Raw genomic sequence first — 18,014 nt, forward strand, 5'->3', positions numbered from 1 at the left:
ATGAATTCGCTCAAATTAATTTTATTCAAACCAAAATATTTCTCAGTAACTTGGGTATTCGCATCATTAAATATTTTGATTGGTACGTGGGTTTTGTATATTCCATATGTAAAAGAAAAATTAGAATTAAATGATTCTGAAATCGGATTCGCCTTATTTTGTTTGGCATTGGGTATTTTGGTATTTCTTCCCTTGGTACCATATATTATTAAAAAAATAGGTTTAGGAAAATACACTATTATCGGTGTTACCCTTTTTGCCATTGCTTTTATTGGTCCGTTAGTTGCCGTTAATTATATATCACTATGTCTTTCATTGTTTATCGTTGGAATATTTTCCGGATCAACAGATGTAGCCATGAATACATTGGTTTCAGAAATTGAAAAACAAGATGATAATAACTTCATGTCTGCCGCACATGGGTTTTTTAGTCTCGGAGGAGTTATTGGAGCCATGTTGGGCTCTATTTTAATGACATTTTTCATTTTACCCGTATATCATATGATGATTATTGCTTCTTGTGTAATAGCAATAAATTTATGGTTATCAAAACATTATATCAAGATTAAAGAAAGTAACACTTCAGAAGAAAAGAAGACCTTTCAATTATCTGCTTTTAAGCCCTTATTGGTCATCGCTTTTTTGGCGTTTGTAATTATGATTAGTGAAGGAGCAATAGAACATTGGAGCACTTTGTATTTACTTGAGGTTGTTGAAATTTCACAAAAGAATCTGGCAGGATTAGGGTTTATTTTGTTTTCAACAACAATGACTTTGGGACGATTTTTTGGTGATGGTATAAGTAAGAAAACAGGTTCGATTGGAATTATTTTACTCGGATGTCTTTTAGCAAGTATTGGATATTTGGGTGTTTTATTCAATGAGTTTATTGTAACTGTATTTGGATTTGGTTTAATAGGACTTGGTCTTTCGGTAATTGTGCCCGAATTGTTTAGAATCGCTGGAAAGACACATGGGGTTTCGGCTTCGACAAGCATTTCTTTTGTATCAGGAGTCGGATTTATGGGTTTTTTAATAGGACCTGTTGCTTTGGGATTCGTTTCTGATGTTTACAGTCTTAAAATGAGTTTTTTAGTACTATTTGTTTTAACTGTATCTGCACTGATTACTTCTTTATTTAAACTTAAAAAAACGGTGATTAGGGTATGATGTATTCAAATGTTTAAAAAGATTACTATAGCAAATCTAAATTTCACTTATAAATAAAGCTTTAAAAATAAACTCAAAAAATGTCAAAAGAAAATAAAATAAGTAACGGAGTCATGCTAAATGCGTACCCGGATAGTATTGGGATTAATTTACATGATATGGTTACCATGTTACAAATGCCAGAATTTAAGAATGCTTTTTCGTTGTTTTATGTGTTGCCAACTTTTTTTAATAGTGATTTAGATAGAGGGTTTTCTATTATTGATTATAATCTTAACGAGGAATTAGTTTCAAAAGACGATTTAAAAACTTTAGAAGACCTCAATATTCAATTAAAATTTGATATTGTTTTAAATCATTTGTCAGTAGCATCACCTCAATTTAAAGATTTATTAAAACATGGGAATCAATCAAAATATAAGGACTTTTTTATTGATTGGAATAACTTTTGGGAAGGACATGGTGCTATGGGAGATGATGGTGTTATAATACCAAAAGAAGAATTTCTCAATAAATTATTTATGAGAAAATCTGGACTCCCCATATTAAAAGTGATGTTTCCAGATGGAACAGAAAAACCATATTGGAACACGTTCTATCAACAAATTACATACAATAAAATAACTCCTGATGATTTAAAAAACTTAAAAGAACTATCATCTAAACAAGTTCATTTTATTTGCGAAACAGTAAATCAAGCTATAGATAGCAATCAAGATATTTATACCATAAATTTTGAAGATTGTAATCATTTAAAAAAGGACATACTGCAAATTGTAAATAAAAACCGTTCCTATTTAGGACAAATGGATGTGAATGCCAATTCAGAATTGGTATGGGATTTTTACGAGGAAACATTGCGAAAAGTTAGTGGTTTTGGAGGGAATATATTAAGGCTAGATGCTTTTGCCTATTTACATAAGGAAATTGGACAGTCAAACTTTTTTAATAAACCAGGTACGTGGGAACATCTTGAGCGTATTAAACAAATTGCAGAAAAGAATAAGTTAACACTTTTACCAGAAATTCATGCTGAATATGGATTGCATTTGCATGATGAGGTTGCTAAAAAGGGTTATCATATCTACGATTTTTTCCTTCCAGGATTAATTATTAATACCATTGAAAAATCTAATAGTAAAGCACTTATAACTTGGGCTCAAGAAATTATAAGTAAAGGTTATAAAACGGTTAATATGTTGGGGTGTCATGATGGGATACCTGTGCTAGATTTAAAAGGTAAAGAGATAAACGGAATTTATAATAAAGGTTTGTTGGAGGATGTGGAGATTGAAGGTGTTATGAATAAAATTATCGAACGCGGTGGTCGAGTAAAAAACTTGTATGACGCATCAGGAAATAAGATTTCATATTATCAAGTCAATGCAACATTCTTTAGCGCTTTAGGTGAAGATGAGCAAAAACTGTTATTAGCTAGAGCTATTCAATTGTTTATGCCTGGAATTCCTCAAATATGGTATTTAGATCTTTTTGCAGGAAAAAATAATTATGAAGCTGCCGATAAAGGTGGAAGTGCCGGGCATAAAGAAATTAATAGAACAACATTAAGCATGCAAGATATTGAAGATGGTTTAAAAACAGATGTTGTTAAAAAACAGTTAGAAATTATACGATTAAGAAATACTTCAAAAGCTTTTTCAGGAACTGTAAAAATTAATGAAACTTCTTCTAACGAAATAGATATTAAATGGATGAATCAAAATGAACAAGCCCATTTAAAAGTAAATCTTCAAAACAAAGCGTTTACCATTAGTTACTCAGAGAATGATTTATCTAAAATAATGACTTTTTAATATCATATTGCTAATTATTCTTTAGTCTTACTAACTATTGTTCAAAGTAAAATTTAGACTCAATTAGTGTTGTCAAAAATTTGAAAGATTAAGGTTTTCCTTGCGTAGGTTTGTTATCTTTGTTATTCACATTTCCAAACTAAACTAAAATGAGTAAGCAAAGTAAACGAAGAGAAGCCCTTATATATCATGCTAAACCAACTCCTGGAAAAATTAAAGTTGTACCTACCAAAAAATACGCCACACAAAGAGACTTGTCTTTAGCGTATTCGCCGGGTGTTGCTGAACCTTGTTTAGAAATTGAAAAAGATATAAAAAATGTATATAAATATACAGCAAAAGGAAACTTAGTAGCTGTTATTTCAAATGGAACAGCTGTTTTAGGATTAGGAAATATTGGTCCAGAAGCTTCTAAACCTGTTATGGAAGGAAAAGGCTTGCTATTCAAAATTTTTGCTGATATTGATGTGTTTGATATTGAGGTTGGTACCGAGAATGTTGAAGAGTTTATTCAAACTGTGAAAATGATTGCGCCAACTTTTGGAGGTATTAATTTAGAAGATATTAAAGCTCCCGAAGCATTTGAAATAGAAAAACGTTTAAAAGAAGAACTCAATATTCCTGTAATGCATGACGACCAGCACGGAACAGCTATTATTTCTGCTGCAGCGTTGTTAAACGCCATAGAGCTTTCAAAAAAGAAAATAGAAGAGGTTAAAATAGTTGTCAATGGCGCTGGAGCCGCCGCTATTTCATGTACACGTTTATATCAGGCGTTTGGTGCTAGACGCGAAAATGTGGTGATGGTTGATAGTAAAGGTGTTATTAGAAATGATCGAGACAATTTAACCGATGAAAAAGCTGAATATTCTACAGAAAGAGATATCCACACTTTAGCGGAAGCCATGAAAGATGCCGATGTGTTTATCGGGTTGTCAAAGGCAGATACGGTACTTCCAGAAATGCTTAAGTCTATGGCAAAAAATCCAATAGTATTTGCGATGGCAAATCCGGATCCTGAAATAGCTTACAGCAAAGCCATTGCTACGCGTAAGGATATTATCATGGCAACGGGCAGAAGTGATCATCCTAATCAAGTAAATAATGTATTAGGGTTTCCATATATTTTTCGAGGCGCTTTAGATGTAAGAGCTACAAAAATAAACGAAGCTATGAAAATGGCAGCCGTTAAAGCTTTGGCTAACTTAGCTAAAGAACCAGTTCCAGAACAAGTTAATATTGCTTATGGTGAAACAAAATTAACCTTTGGAAAAGAATACATTATTCCAAAACCTTTTGATCCTCGTTTAATTGCAGAAGTTCCTCCTGCTGTAGCCAAAGCAGCTATGGAAAGTGGTGTTGCTACAGAACCAATAACAGATTGGGAGAAGTATAGAGAGTCACTTCTTGAAAGAATGGGTTCTGATAATAAAATAGTTAGGCTGTTAATGAACCGTTCTAAGCTAGACCCAAAACGTGTTGTGTTTGCTGAAGGCGATCAGTTATCTGTGCTTAAAGCGGCTCAAATTGCTCATGATGAAGGTATTGCAAAACCAATTTTACTGGGTAGAGAAGCAACAATTAGGCGTCTTATGAAGGAGATTGAGTTTGATTCTTCAGATGTTCTTATTGTTGACCCAAAATCAGAGCATGAAAATAAAAGGAAGAACCGTTATGCTAAGGTTTATTGGGAACAGAGGAAACGACGCGGCGTTACCTATTATGCGGCGCAACGTTTGATGCGTGAACGTAATTATTTTGCTGCTATGATGGTTAATGAAGGAGACGCAGACGCGTTGATTTCAGGTTATTCAAGAAATTATCCATCGGTAGTTAAGCCCATGTTAGAACTTATTGGTTTGGCTCCTGGTGCTAATAGAGTTGCTACGACAAATATTATGATGACCAAAAGAGGTCCCTTATTTTTAAGTGACACCTCTATAAATATTAACCCTTCTGCAAAAGAATTAGCAAAAATTGCACAAATGACGTCTAGGGTTGTTAAAATGTTTGGTATGGAACCCGTTATGGCATTGACTTCATATTCAAATTTTGGGTCTTCAAACCATCCAGAAGCTGCAAAAATGAGAGAAGCTGTTTCTTTTTTACATCGTCATTATCCAGATATGATTGTCGATGGAGAATTACAAACCGATTTTGCGTTAAATGATGAGATGCTTAAAGAACGTTTTCCGTTTTCAAAATTGGTAGGTAAAAAAGTGAATGCTTTGATTTTTCCAAACTTAGATTCTGCTAATATTACCTATAAACTTTTAAAGGAATTAAATGAAGCTGAATCTATTGGACCTATTATGATGGGTATGCGCAAACCAGTTCACATTTTACAGTTAGGAGCAAGTGTTGATGAGATTGTTAATATGACGGCTGTTGCGGTTGTTGATGCTCAAAACAAAGAAAAAAGGGAACAAGAAAAGGGAGGTCAGAAATAATCCGTTTGTCGATAATTTTATTACTTTTGAGGGGTTAACTAATAGTATTTGATGATAACGCATATTCAAGGAAAACTTATAGAAAAAAATCCAACCGATGTAGTTATTGAATGTAATGGGGTTGGTTATATACTGAATATTTCACTACATACCTATTCGCAAATTCCAGATAATGAGTCTTTAAAATTATATACACATCTTCAGGTTAAAGAAGATTCGCATACACTTTATGGATTTTCATCGTTGGCAGAACGAGAAATTTTTAGATTATTAATTTCGGTTAGTGGCATTGGTGCTAGTATAGCTCGCACTATGCTATCCTCTTTAACACCAAAACAAGTACGAGAAGGTATAGCGACTAGTGATGTAGCTTTAATTCAATCTATAAAAGGTATTGGTGCTAAAACGGCACAGCGCGTTATCATTGATTTAAAGGATAAAATTTTAAAGATTTATGATATTGATGAAGTTTCTATTTCAAAAGGCAATACCAATAAAGATGAGGCGTTATCTGCATTAGAAGTTCTTGGTTTTGTTAGGAAACAAGCAGAACGTGTTGTAGATAAAATTATGATGACACAACCAGACGCTACTGTAGAAACCATTATTAAGCAAGCTTTAAAAAATTTATAATTGATTTTGAATACAATTAACGCAATATTTTATAAATTAATTAATAGATATTTATTCTTATGTTTTGCGTTTCTTTTTTCACTTACAGTATGGTCTCAACAGCCAGAGCAAGATTCTACAGCTACAGGGTTTTCCTTAGGTAAAATAAAAATGCCTAACCCTAACGGTATCGAATCTAAATACACCTACGACCCCATTACCGATAGATATATTTACACAGAAAAAGTTGGAAGTTTCAATATAAATTATCCTATTATCCTTACTCCAAAGGAATATCAAGATTTAGTTGAAAGAGAAAATTTAAGATCCTATTACAAACAAAAAATTGATGCCTTTGATGGTAAAAAGGAAGGTTCTGAAGATGAACAGAAAAATTTATTACCTGGGTTTTATGTAAAATCAGATTTGTTCGAATCTATTTTTGGAGGAAACAACATTGATATTGTACCTCAAGGATCGGTTGAAATGGATCTAGGAGTGCTTTTTTCAAAACAAGATAACCCGTCTTTTTCACCAAGAAATAGAAGTAATTTTACATTTGATTTTGACCAGCGTATTAGTTTAAGTTTATTGGGAAAGGTGGGAACCCGACTTCAGGTTACAGCTAACTATGACACTCAATCTACCTTCGATTTTCAAAATTTAATCAAATTAGAATATACACCCACCGAAGATGATATTATTCAAAAGATAGAGGTAGGTAATGTAAGTATGCCTTTGAATAGTTCCTTAATCACAGGTGCACAAAGTTTGTTTGGTGTTAAAACACAATTGCAATTCGGAAAAACAACCGTTACAGGAGTTTTTTCTGAACAAAAATCGCAAGCAAATACCGTTATCGCGCAAGGCGGTGGTACTGTAGAAGAATTTGAATTGTTTATAAGAGATTATGATGAAAATAGGCACTTCTTTTTATCACAGTATTTTAGAGATCATTATGATAAAGCCTTGGCAACCTATCCATTTTTAAACAATGGAGGATTACAAATTACAAGAATAGAAGTTTGGGTAACCAATAGAAGCAATAGAACAGATAATATCAGGAATGTGGTTGCGCTTCAAGATTTGGGAGAGTCTGATGTGATTGGATTGCAAACACCTCCTGGAGGTTTTGTAAATACTGGACCAGGATCTTTTCCAGATAATGGTAATAATGATTTTGACCCAACAAATATTGGAGGCGCTGGCTCTCAATTAACCAATGCTATTAGAGATGTTGCTACGGTACAATCTGGTATTACGGTGTCAAATGTAAAAGAAGGGTTTGATTATGCTAAATTAGAAAATGCTAGAAAGTTAATTGAAGGACAAGAATATGTTCTTAATAAAGATTTAGGATATATTTCGTTAAACCAACGGTTAAATAATGATGAGGTATTGGCGGTCGCGTATCAATTTACAGTTGGAGGACAAGTGTATCAAGTAGGTGAATTTGCTAATGATGGGGTTGATGCTACCAATGTAACTACCAATACATCTGGTCAAGTAACCAATGTGGTTAATAGTAACTTGGTATTGAAATTATTAAAAAGTAGCATTACCAATGTGAATCAGCCAGTTTGGGACTTAATGATGAAAAATATTTATGACACCGGGGCATATCAATTAAGTCCGGATGATTTTAAGCTGAATATTTTTTATAACGAGTCGTCACCTTTAAATTATATTACTCCGGTTAGCGGCACACCATTCCCCACGCCTGGTCCCAATGAAGACCCATTAAATGAAATACCGCTATTGAGAGTTTTTAATTTGGATAAATTAAATTTCAATAATGATCCACAGACCAATGGCGATGGCTTTTTTGATTTCTATCCAGGCATTACAGTGATTCCTCAGAACGGAAAAATAATTTTCACAAGTGTAGAGCCGTTTGGTAGCTATTTATTTAATAAACTATCACTGAATGCAAGTGAAGATTATAGTAATGAAGCCTCTTACAATGACAACCAAAAGAAGTACGTATATGATGTGCTTTATAAAAGCACCAAAACAGCTGCTTTAGAAGCTGTTGAAAAAAATAAGTTTCTATTAAAAGGGCGCTACAAATCAGAAAGTGGTGACGGTATTCCTATTGGTTCATTTAATGTTCCTAGAGGATCGGTTAAGGTAACTGCCGGTGGTCGTGTGTTGGTTGAAGGTATTGATTATACGGTAAATTATCAATTGGGTCGCGTCCAAATTTTAGATGAAGCGTTAAAAGCCTCAAACACCCCAATCCAAGTTTCTACAGAAAATAATGCTGTTTTTGGTCAGCAATCAAAACGTTTTACAGGCATAAATATAGAACATAAGTTTAATGATAATTTCTTGTTAGGAGCCACACTTTTAAATTTAAACGAACGACCAATAACGCAAAAAGCTAATTACGGAACTGAACCTATAAATAATACCATTTTCGGATTAAATGGTAATTATTCTACCAAAGTACCTTTTTTAACACGTTTAGTAAATAAGCTTCCTAATATTGATACCGATGTAGAATCTAACTTATCACTACGTGGTGAGTTTGCCTATTTGGCACCAGGTGCCCCAAAAGGAACGAATCTTAATGGAGAATCAACCTCATATATTGATGATTTTGAAGGCTCTCAAAATGCTATCGATTTAAAATCGCAACAATCATGGTTCTTATCCAGTAGACCAATAGGGTTAGGCGTTCCAGGAAATCCTAATGAGGATGATAATGGTATTCAAAATGGATATCAAAGGGCTCGGTTAAATTGGTATACGATAGATCCTATTTTTTATAGCAGTCAGCGACCAGGAGATATATCAGATGATGATATGTCAAACTTATATACCAGTCGGGTTTTTATTAATGAGCTATTCCCTGAGCGCGATTTAGTTCAAGGACAGAATTCCGTACTTAATACGTTGGATTTAGCCTATTATCCTTCAGAAAGAGGGCCGTATAATTTTGAACCAGATGCAACAGATGGTATTATAGATAATCCACAAGAAAGTTGGGCAGGAATAACGCGTCAATTAACATCGACCGATTTAGAGCAAGCCAATGTAGAATACATTGAATTTTGGTTGCAGGATCCATTTCAAGACAATCCTTCTAATCCAGGAGGAAAATTAGTTTTTGATTTAGGGAATATTTCTGAGGATATTGTGAAGGATGGCAGAAAATTGTATGAAAATGGGTTGCCTAAAAATGGCGACAAAAGTTTGCTTCCAGTAACAGCTTGGGGAACGGTTGTGCCTCAAAATCAGTCCTTAGTGTATGCTTTTGACACCACAGGACAAGAACGAATAAATCAGGATGTTGGATATGATGGATATAATAATAGCGAAGAAATTGCAAACTTTGGAGCGAGTTTTGGTGACGATCCAGCAAATGATGATTACACCTATTTTTTAAATACAGATGGGGATATCTTTGAGCGCTATAAAAAGTATAATGGTGTTGAAGGAAATACGCCTGACACCTTTTCAAATACGGATAGAGGTGCTAATACGCAACCAGACGTAGAAGACATTAATCGTGATAATACCATGAACACGATTGATAGTTATTTTGAATATGAACTTGATATTACCAGACAAAATTTACCGGAAACTCAAAGCGAATATGATAATATTCCTGCATCTAATCCATTAAAGGAGTTTATAACAGATTTTAAAGTTAGACCTAGAGCCCTGCCAAATGGTGATAAAGTAGATGTGCGATGGTATCAGTTTAGAATTCCTGTTGAAGGAAATCAGAGAAAATCGATTGGAGGAATAACCGATTTACGTTCTGCACGTTTTACGCGGTTATTTCTTAAAGGGTTTACACAGCCTACAGTATTCCGATTTGGAACAATCGACTTAGTACGAAGTGATTGGAGGCGCTACACACAAGCTTTAGATAAAAATGACCCAACACCTGATGATCCTCAGACAGATTTTTCAGTTGGCGTTATAGGAACTATCGAAAATGAGGGTAGTTACCAAAGACCACCAGGTATTGAACCGGAGCAACTATTTAACAATAATACGGTTGTACAACAAAATGAACAGTCTTTAGTGGTTAACGTTTGTAATTTGGAAACAAAAGATTCTAAAGCAGTCTATAAAAATATAAGTGTAGATATGCGCCAGTATAAACGTTTAAGAATGTTTATGCATGCGCAAGATGATGAATCTGGAAGCTTAACAAGTAATGATTTGGTTGGTTTTATTAGAATGGGTAACGACTTAACCCAAAATTATTACCAAATAGAAATACCATTACAAGTATCAACAGGAATTACAAGAGAAGAACTTTGGCCCAAAGAGAATGAAATTAATTTATCACTTGATGTATTGGCTCAAATTAAAGCACAAGGAATTTCAGATGGAACCTTAACAAATGAAGATCCTACATTTTATGATGTTATTGATGGAAAAGCTGTTCCTATTACAGGAGATCAATATTCTAATTATGTGGCAGGACAGCATCGAGTCGCAATTAAAGGAAATCCTAATTTTGGAGATATAAGAACGTTGATGGTTGGAGTGAAAAATGCTACTAATAGAAACGATCTTTGCGCTAAGATTTGGTATAATGAATTACGGTTATCAGATATGGATAACGAAGGCGGTTGGGCTGCTGTAGTAAGTATGGATACCAATTTAGCTGATTTTATGAATATAAGTGCTACGGGGAGACAAAGTACATCTGGATTCGGATCCATAGAGCAAGGTCCAAGTCAACGTAGTTTAGAAGATGTTAAACAATACGATGTGGTAACTAATGTTAATGTTGGACAATTATTACCAAAAAAATGGGGTGTTCAAATTCCATTCAATTACGGTCAGAGTGAAGAGCTTATCACCCCAAAATACGATCAATATTATAAAGACCTTACGCTGGATTCAAGATTGGCAGCAGCCAATTCTAATGCCGAAAGGGAGCAAATTAAACAACAGTCTGAAGATTACACTAAAAGGCAAAGCATCAATTTTATAGGTGTCAGAAAAAATAGAACAACAGAGAAGAAACCACGTTTTTATGATGTTGAAAATTTAACGTTTAATTATTCGTATAACAAAGAAGAACACAGGGATTTTGAAATTGAAAAAGCGGTTAATAAAACCTTACGTGTAGGAGCTAATTATGCCTATAACTTTAACCCGTTATCTATAGAACCGTTTAAGAAAAATGATTCGTTGTTTACAGGAAAATATTGGAAACTTTTAAAAGACTTTAATGTTAATTTAATGCCTACTAGCTTCACTATTAATTCAAATATTAATAGACAATTTAATAGTCAAAAATTCAGAGAGGTTGAGTTAGGAGGGAATAATATTGGACTTGAAGAATTATATCGAAGAAATTACATGTTCGATTTTCAATACACTATTAATTACAATTTAACTAAGGCCCTACAATTTAATTTTACAGCGGCTAATAATAACATAGTACGTAATTATTTTAAAGATAATATTCTTAATGGCGAACAAGATCCAACCTTAGACATTTGGGACGGATTTTTTGATTTTGGAGATCCTAACAGGCAAAATCAACAATTAGGAATTACCTACGAGTTACCTATTAATAAAATACCAACCTTTAGTTTTATAAATGCGACGTATCAATACAGTAGCGATTTCCAATGGCAAAAAGGATCTGATTTATATGGTAATTTAGAATTAGATGGACAAACCTATGATTTAGGAAACACCATTCAAAATGCTAATACTCATAATATCAATACAACTTTAGATATGAATAAGTTGTACAAGTATATTGGGTTAACAAAAAAGCCAACACGAGTTGTCAGGTCAAGAACCAGTGGAGCGCCTCCAGGGGCAAATCAAGACAACACAAACAAGGTGAAAACTAAAGGCGGAGGTGGAACCAAAATATTAAATGCTGGAATAGATATTTTAACTAGTATTAAGCGAATTCAATTTAATTATTCTGAAAATAACGGAACGTTTTTACCCGGATATTTGCCAACACCTGGTTTTATAGGAACACTTAAACCTACATTGGGGTATACTTTTGGAAGTCAAACTGATATACGCTATTTAGCGGCTAGAAATGGATGGTTAACTGTTTTTCCCGAGTTTAACCAACAATATACCGAAACACATACAAAACAATTAGACGTTTCTGCCAGTTTAGAGCCTGTAAAAGATTTAAAAATCGATCTTATAGGAAACAGAGCATACTATGAAAACTTTACAGAAAACTACAGAGTTAATGATACAGGGGGAGACTATGAATATGAGTCTTTAACACCAAATACGTTTGGTAATTTTAATATCTCTACGGTGCTATTAAAAACGGCCTTTAGTACAAGTGATGAAAATAGCTCTCAAGCATTTAGTGATTTTAGAGCAAATAGATTAACAATAGCTCAAAGATTGGCGGCCGATAGAGGCGTAGATTTAAATAACCCGGATAATATTGGAATAGATGGCTATCCAAAAGGCTTTGGTAAAAATAATCAATCAGTTCTTATACCAGCATTTTTAGCCGCCTATACAGGTACAGACGCTAATAGTGTAAAACTGGGAGCTTTTAGAGATGTGCCAATTCCTAATTGGGATATTAAATATACTGGTTTAATGAAATTTGAATGGTTTAAAAAACGATTCAAACGTTTCTCTATTACACATGGCTATCGTTCAACATATACCATCAATCAATTTAGATCTAATTTAGATTATTCAACTATTGATTATAATTCAGATTATGATTCACAACCAAGCAATGTGTTAGACCAATCTGGTAACTATAAAAATGAAAACTTATATAGCAATATTAACTTAGCAGAAATGTTTAGTCCGCTTGTAAGAATTGATTTTGAAATGAAAAACTCTATTAAAATTCTTGCTGAAGTTAAAAAAGATAGGTTGTTATCATTAAGTTTTGATAATAATTTAATGACTGAAATTCAAGGAAAAGAATATGTCATTGGTTTAGGGTATAGAATTAAAGATTTACGAATTAGATCGCAGTTGGCAGGGCCTCAAAAACGAATTGTTAGCGACTTAAATATGAAGGCAGATATTTCTATAAGAGATAACAAAACCATTATAAGATATTTAGATTTAGAAAACAATCAAGTAACCTCGGGACAAACAATTTGGGGATTAAAATATTCAGCAGATTATGCCTTCAGTAAAAATCTAACTGGAATTTTTTACTTTGATTATTCGTTTTCAGAATACGCTATTTCAACAGCATTTCCACAAACAACTATCCGATCTGGTTTTACCATTCGATATAATTTTGGGAATTAACAAATAAGTATTTGAATTAAAGATTTGAATAAATACATTTGCAATATCAATATAAAACACAAAAATGAACATACCAGCAGAATTACACTACACAAAAGACCATGAATGGGTTAAAATTGAAGGAGACATTGCCACTATTGGAATTACAGATTTTGCGCAAGGCGAATTAGGAGATATTGTTTACGTAGAGGTTGAAACCCTTGATGAAACACTAGAGGCCGAAGAAATATTTGGAACCGTAGAAGCCGTTAAAACGGTATCAGATTTATTTTTGCCATTATCTGGTGAAATAATAGAGTTCAATGAGGCTTTAGAAGACGAGCCTGAAAAAGTAAATTCAGATCCTTATGGTGAAGGATGGATGATTAAAATGAAGTGTTCAGATTTGTCTCAGGTCGATAACTTGTTATCTGCTGATGCTTATAAAACATTGGTTGGTGCTTAAAACCTATTCTTTAATAATAACAATACTGTATTCATTAGCGTTAGCTACGGTTTGTCTTATAAAAGTAGATAAAATAGTTGAGGAAGTTCACATTCAAAATGCTGATAAAATTTTTCACTTTTCAGCCTATTTTGTATTAGCAATTTTATGGTACGTTACGTTATTTTTTCAATTTAAAATAAATAAAAATAAAAGTATTATCTATGCTATTTGTTTTTCTGTCGTGTTTGGTATAATTATTGAGATACTTCAGGGAGCTATAACAACTAGCAGACAATCAGATATAAATGATGTGTTTGCTAATACTCTAGGAGCGTTGTTGGCAACATTAGTAATATACATTAAAAACAGAATCCTTATTAAAAAAATATAAAGACTTGTTTTTTTGATAAATAAATAGTTATTTTAGCAATCTACAAAAACGATTAAAATTATGGAACCTAAGAAAAATCCTAAAGCAAATGTTGGACGTAACAGTTCACTGTATTTCGCAATTGGTTTAGCTTTAATGTTGTTTCTTACAAATTATGCGATCAATTACAAATCTTATGATAAGTCTAATATTGATATAGGGCAAGTAAGTATGGATGCGTTAGACGATGAAGAAGTTCCAATTACGGAACAATTACAAACGCCACCACCACCACCACCACCACCTGCTGCTCCAGAGCAAATTGAAGTTGTTGAAGATGAGGCGGAGGTTGAAGAAACTGTTATAGAGTCCACAGAAGCTGATCAAGAGACAGAAATTGCCGAAGTAGAAGATGTTGCTGTAGAAGAAGTAGAGGAAGATGTAGAAGTGCCTTTTGCTGTTATTGAAAACGTACCGGTATTTCCAGGTTGTGATAAAGGCGATAACAATGCAAAGAAAAAATGTATGTCTGAAAAAATCGCTGATTTTGTAAATAAAAAATTTAATACAGATTTAGCTAGTGAATTAGGATTAAGTGGAAGACAACGTATTAATGTAATTTTTAAAATTGATAAATCTGGAAAAATTACAGGTATTCGTGCAAGAGCTCCACACCCAGCTCTAGAAAAAGAGGCGGCTCGTGTTATTGGTTTGCTTCCTCAAATGAAACCAGGGAAACAACGTGGTAAGGCTGTAACAGTTCCATATTCTTTACCTATTATATTCCAAGTACAAGATTAATTTTCTTTCCTTTTAGTTAAGGAATAAACAAATATAAAATCCCGTTACATAACATGTAACGGGATTTCTTTTTTTGGTACACTTATTGTGATTTTATCATAATATTAACAGTTAATCTAAAATTATTATGAGAATTCCAAAAAATCCTCACGAACTCATTCGCCAAAATGAGAAATCCGTGAAAAAATCACAAAAGCATGATGCAAATTTACAAAAAAACACAATTCTTTATTTTCAAGTAGGTTTGATTATTTGCTTATTAGCCGCTTATGGTTTGTTTGAAATGACATTTGAAACAAGATTGCAAGAAATTTGTGAATTTAAGCCTATTGAAGAGCCAGCCCTTTTTATTGATGTTCCATTAATAAAGCCAGCTCAACCGGAAAAAGAAGAGATGGTTAAAAAACAAATAACCAGAGTTGTTGATCCAAAGTTTGTTATTGATGAAAATACACCTGAAATTTTCACTAAAGATCCAGTTGTAACAGAAACTCCTATCGATCCTAAAAGAGTTCCTGAGGTAATTAAAATTCCAGAGGTTGAAAATGTGCCGTATATTCTTGTTGAGCAAGTGCCTATTTATCCGGGATGCGAAAGGGCAAAGGATAATAATGAACGAAGAAAATGTATGTCAGATAAAATTAATAAGCTCGTTCAAAAAAAGTTTAATAGTAATATAGCCTCAGAGTACGGTTTGTCTGGAATTCAAAGAATTAATGTCGAGTTTAAAATTGATAAAACTGGGCATGTAACCGATATTAAAACAAGGGCAACACATCCAAAGCTAGAAGAAGAGGCGGAGCGTGTAGTCAATATAATTCCTGATATGGAGCCTGGTAAACAAAGAGATAGACCCGTGGGTGTTATTTATTCGTTACCAATAGTTTTTAAAGTTCAAAATTAGTTTTTATATACTCTTTTTGCTTTAAAACCGTTATTCATTAGGATAACGGTTTTTTTAATGTTTGCATTCTTAAAAATATAGTATCTTTCTGCTTTCAAACAATTCTTAGTACAATCCCATGAAGAGACTCGTTGTTCTACTCCTACTATTAGTTCAATATAACCTGTTTTCACAAGACGATTTATTTAATGAAAGGCCTCCAATGTTTCCTGATTGTGAAAATGCCTCTATAGAATCTCAACAGAAGTGTTTTAACGAGAACGTGTTTCAACTGCTCTTTAACAAGTTTAAGGTGCCTCAGAATGTATTAGATGACAATTATAAAGGAGAGGTGGTTATTCTTTTTGAAGTTGATACTACAGGGCAATTTAAAATTATTTATGTGGATGCCATGTATAACGAATTGAAAGACGAAGCAGAACGTGTATTTTCAGAATTCCCAAAAATAAAACCAGGGATCTACAATGGAAATCCTACATTTAAACAATATTCTATAACTCTTAAAATTCCATTAGAAGATAAAGTTGTTGAAACCCAAGATTTAAGACAAGAGAATGAGATTTCTAAAATAGAGAGACAAGCAAAATTAGAATATGACGAAGTGAATGCCTCAATAAAATCATTTTCAAATAAGTCATATTCAAGTCAATTAAATATTCCGTTTACCCATACAGACTATTCAAGGTTTGATAGAAGTATGAATCTTGTTGGGACCAATAGTCATACCGCTTCAAAACCATTTGTATATAATGATGTTTCAAAATATTATGATTTTAAAGCAGAAACAGAAGCTTTAAAAAAAGAAACAAGTTCTTGGGTAGGAAGAAAACTTTGGAATGAGCATTTAGTTCAAGTTGAAGCAAATGATTTTTGGTTTACAGTCGATCCTATTTTGGACTTAGAAGGTGGAAAAGATACGAATGCAGATTTTAGCACAACATATAATAATACACGAGGCCTTTTAGTACAAGGAGGTTTAGGAAAGCACTTTAATTTTTATACAACGGTTTATGAAAGTCAAGGACGGTTCGCGCAATATGTAAATGATTATGCTGAAAGTTTAAAAGCCTTTGGTCCAGACCCTGCTATTGTGCCGGGAAGAGGTATTGGCAAGCGTTTTAGAACTGATTCGTATGATTATCCGGTTGCTGAAGCTTACTTATCGTATGCACCAGCTAAATTTATTAATATTCAGTTTGGTCATGGGAAAAACTTTATTGGTGATGGATATAGATCATTGTTTTTAAGTGATGTGGCGAGTCCGCATCCATTTTTAAAGTTAAACACTTCTTTTTGGAAAATTAAATATACAAACACTTGGATGTGGTTAAAAGATGTAAGACCAGACGCAACGGTTGATAAAGCTTTTTTAACCAAATATATGGCAAGCCATTATTTAAGTTGGAATGTATCAAAACGTTTGAATATAGGGTTATTTGAATCGGTATTATGGACTAACTCAAATAACAGAGGCTTTGATGTTAATTATTTAAATCCTGTTATATTCTATAGAGCTATTGAGTTTGAAACAGGTCAAGGAGCAGGAAATGCTCTGCTTGGTGCTTCTGCAAAGTACAAGTGGAATGATAATGTAAATCTCTACAGTCAATTTATATTAGATGAATTTTCGTTGACTGATGTTACAGCAGGACAAAAAAGTTGGAAAAATAAGTTTGGATATCAATTAGGTGTTAAATATTTCAATGCATTTAAAGTCAATAATTTAATGTTGCAGTTTGAATATAATCGAGTTAGACCTTACACCTATTCGCATAATACCATTGTGTTAAACTATGGGCATAATAATCAATCTATGGCACATCTTTGGGGAGCAAACTTTAGTGAAGCCATTCTTATAGGAAGATATCATTATAAACGATGGTTTGGTAATGCAAAACTTGTTTTAGGTGTTAGAGGTTTAGATTACAATGATGGCACCGATAATTTTAGTTACGGAGGTGATATTTATAGAGATTATAACGACAGACCTTTTGATACCGGTATTACAGTAGGTCAGGGTAATAAAACAGATACATTTTACGCAAATTTACAAGCGGGTTATCTTATAAATCCTGCTTCTAATTTAAAGATATTTACTGATATCACCTTTAGAAATTTTAATCCAGAATTAGAAACGGCTTCAGCCTTTAAGAGCAATACAGTTTGGTTTAATATTGGCTTAAGAACGGATTTGTTTAACTGGTATTTTGATTTTTAG

Annotated in this window: 10 protein-coding genes; all 10 read left to right on the forward strand. The window is 33.2% G+C overall.

What is annotated here, in order from left to right; translation table 11 throughout:
* The 10 genes from G5V56_RS05935 to G5V56_RS05980 all read left to right on the forward strand — a co-directional run bounded on the left by G5V56_RS05935 (window position 1) and on the right by G5V56_RS05980 (window position 18,014).
* Complete coding sequence (locus G5V56_RS05935) at window positions 1-1,170, forward strand: MFS transporter (protein WP_166962834.1); 1,170 nt, start codon at window positions 1-3, stop codon at window positions 1,168-1,170.
* Window positions 1,171-1,250: 80 nt separating this feature from the next.
* Window positions 1,251-2,984 carry an alpha-amylase family glycosyl hydrolase gene (locus G5V56_RS05940; protein ID WP_166962837.1) on the forward strand — a complete coding sequence of 578 codons (1,734 nt, stop codon included), beginning with the start codon at window positions 1,251-1,253 and terminating at the stop codon, window positions 2,982-2,984.
* 149 nt (window positions 2,985-3,133) lie between these two features.
* On the forward strand, window positions 3,134-5,434 hold the full coding sequence (locus tag G5V56_RS05945; protein ID WP_166962840.1) for an NADP-dependent malic enzyme: 2,301 nt from the start codon (window positions 3,134-3,136) through the stop codon (window positions 5,432-5,434).
* 51 nt (window positions 5,435-5,485) lie between these two features.
* A complete protein-coding gene (gene ruvA, locus G5V56_RS05950) occupies window positions 5,486-6,067 on the forward strand; it encodes a Holliday junction branch migration protein RuvA (protein ID WP_166962844.1) in 582 nt (193 codons plus the stop codon).
* Between the two features lie 6 nt (window positions 6,068-6,073).
* On the forward strand, window positions 6,074-13,294 hold the full coding sequence (sov, locus tag G5V56_RS05955) for a T9SS outer membrane translocon Sov/SprA (protein ID WP_240911231.1): 7,221 nt from the start codon (window positions 6,074-6,076) through the stop codon (window positions 13,292-13,294).
* A 64-nt stretch (window positions 13,295-13,358) separates the two neighbouring features.
* Window positions 13,359-13,739: a glycine cleavage system protein GcvH gene (gcvH, locus tag G5V56_RS05960; protein ID WP_166962846.1), complete on the forward strand. Its 381-nt coding sequence runs from the start codon at window positions 13,359-13,361 to the stop codon at window positions 13,737-13,739.
* Entirely contained in the window at window positions 13,711-14,112 is a 402-nt protein-coding gene (locus G5V56_RS05965) for a VanZ family protein (protein WP_166962847.1), read from the forward strand. Before gcvH ends, G5V56_RS05965 begins: the two co-directional genes overlap by 29 nt.
* Before the next feature lie 60 nt (window positions 14,113-14,172).
* Complete coding sequence (locus G5V56_RS05970; RefSeq protein WP_166962848.1) at window positions 14,173-14,892, forward strand: energy transducer TonB; 720 nt, start codon at window positions 14,173-14,175, stop codon at window positions 14,890-14,892.
* Between the two features lie 127 nt (window positions 14,893-15,019).
* The gene (locus G5V56_RS05975) at window positions 15,020-15,796 is read left to right on the forward strand and encodes an energy transducer TonB (protein WP_166962851.1); all 777 of its coding nucleotides are present in this window, start codon (window positions 15,020-15,022) and stop codon (window positions 15,794-15,796) included.
* 118 nt (window positions 15,797-15,914) lie between these two features.
* Window positions 15,915-18,014 carry a gliding motility protein RemB gene (locus G5V56_RS05980; protein ID WP_166962853.1) on the forward strand — a complete coding sequence of 700 codons (2,100 nt, stop codon included), beginning with the start codon at window positions 15,915-15,917 and terminating at the stop codon, window positions 18,012-18,014.

The sequence above is a fragment of the Yeosuana marina genome (assembly GCF_011762485.1).
In the GTDB taxonomy this organism is placed as follows: Bacteria; Bacteroidota; Bacteroidia; order Flavobacteriales; family Flavobacteriaceae; genus Yeosuana; species Yeosuana marina.

What these genes read in the sequence shown, in the direction of transcription:
- G5V56_RS05965 (WP_166962847.1), top strand. Translation starts at nt 13,711, where the DNA reads ATGCTTATAAAACATTGGTTGGTGCTTAAAACCTATTCTTTAATAATA.
- G5V56_RS05935 (WP_166962834.1), top strand. Translation starts at nt 1, where the DNA reads ATGAATTCGCTCAAATTAATTTTATTCAAACCAAAATATTTCTCAGTA.
- ruvA (WP_166962844.1), top strand. Translation starts at nt 5,486, where the DNA reads ATGATAACGCATATTCAAGGAAAACTTATAGAAAAAAATCCAACCGAT.
- G5V56_RS05940 (WP_166962837.1), top strand. Translation starts at nt 1,251, where the DNA reads ATGTCAAAAGAAAATAAAATAAGTAACGGAGTCATGCTAAATGCGTAC.
- G5V56_RS05945 (WP_166962840.1), top strand. Translation starts at nt 3,134, where the DNA reads ATGAGTAAGCAAAGTAAACGAAGAGAAGCCCTTATATATCATGCTAAA.
- gcvH (WP_166962846.1), top strand. Translation starts at nt 13,359, where the DNA reads ATGAACATACCAGCAGAATTACACTACACAAAAGACCATGAATGGGTT.
- G5V56_RS05980 (WP_166962853.1), top strand. Translation starts at nt 15,915, where the DNA reads ATGAAGAGACTCGTTGTTCTACTCCTACTATTAGTTCAATATAACCTG.
- G5V56_RS05970 (WP_166962848.1), top strand. Translation starts at nt 14,173, where the DNA reads ATGGAACCTAAGAAAAATCCTAAAGCAAATGTTGGACGTAACAGTTCA.
- G5V56_RS05975 (WP_166962851.1), top strand. Translation starts at nt 15,020, where the DNA reads ATGAGAATTCCAAAAAATCCTCACGAACTCATTCGCCAAAATGAGAAA.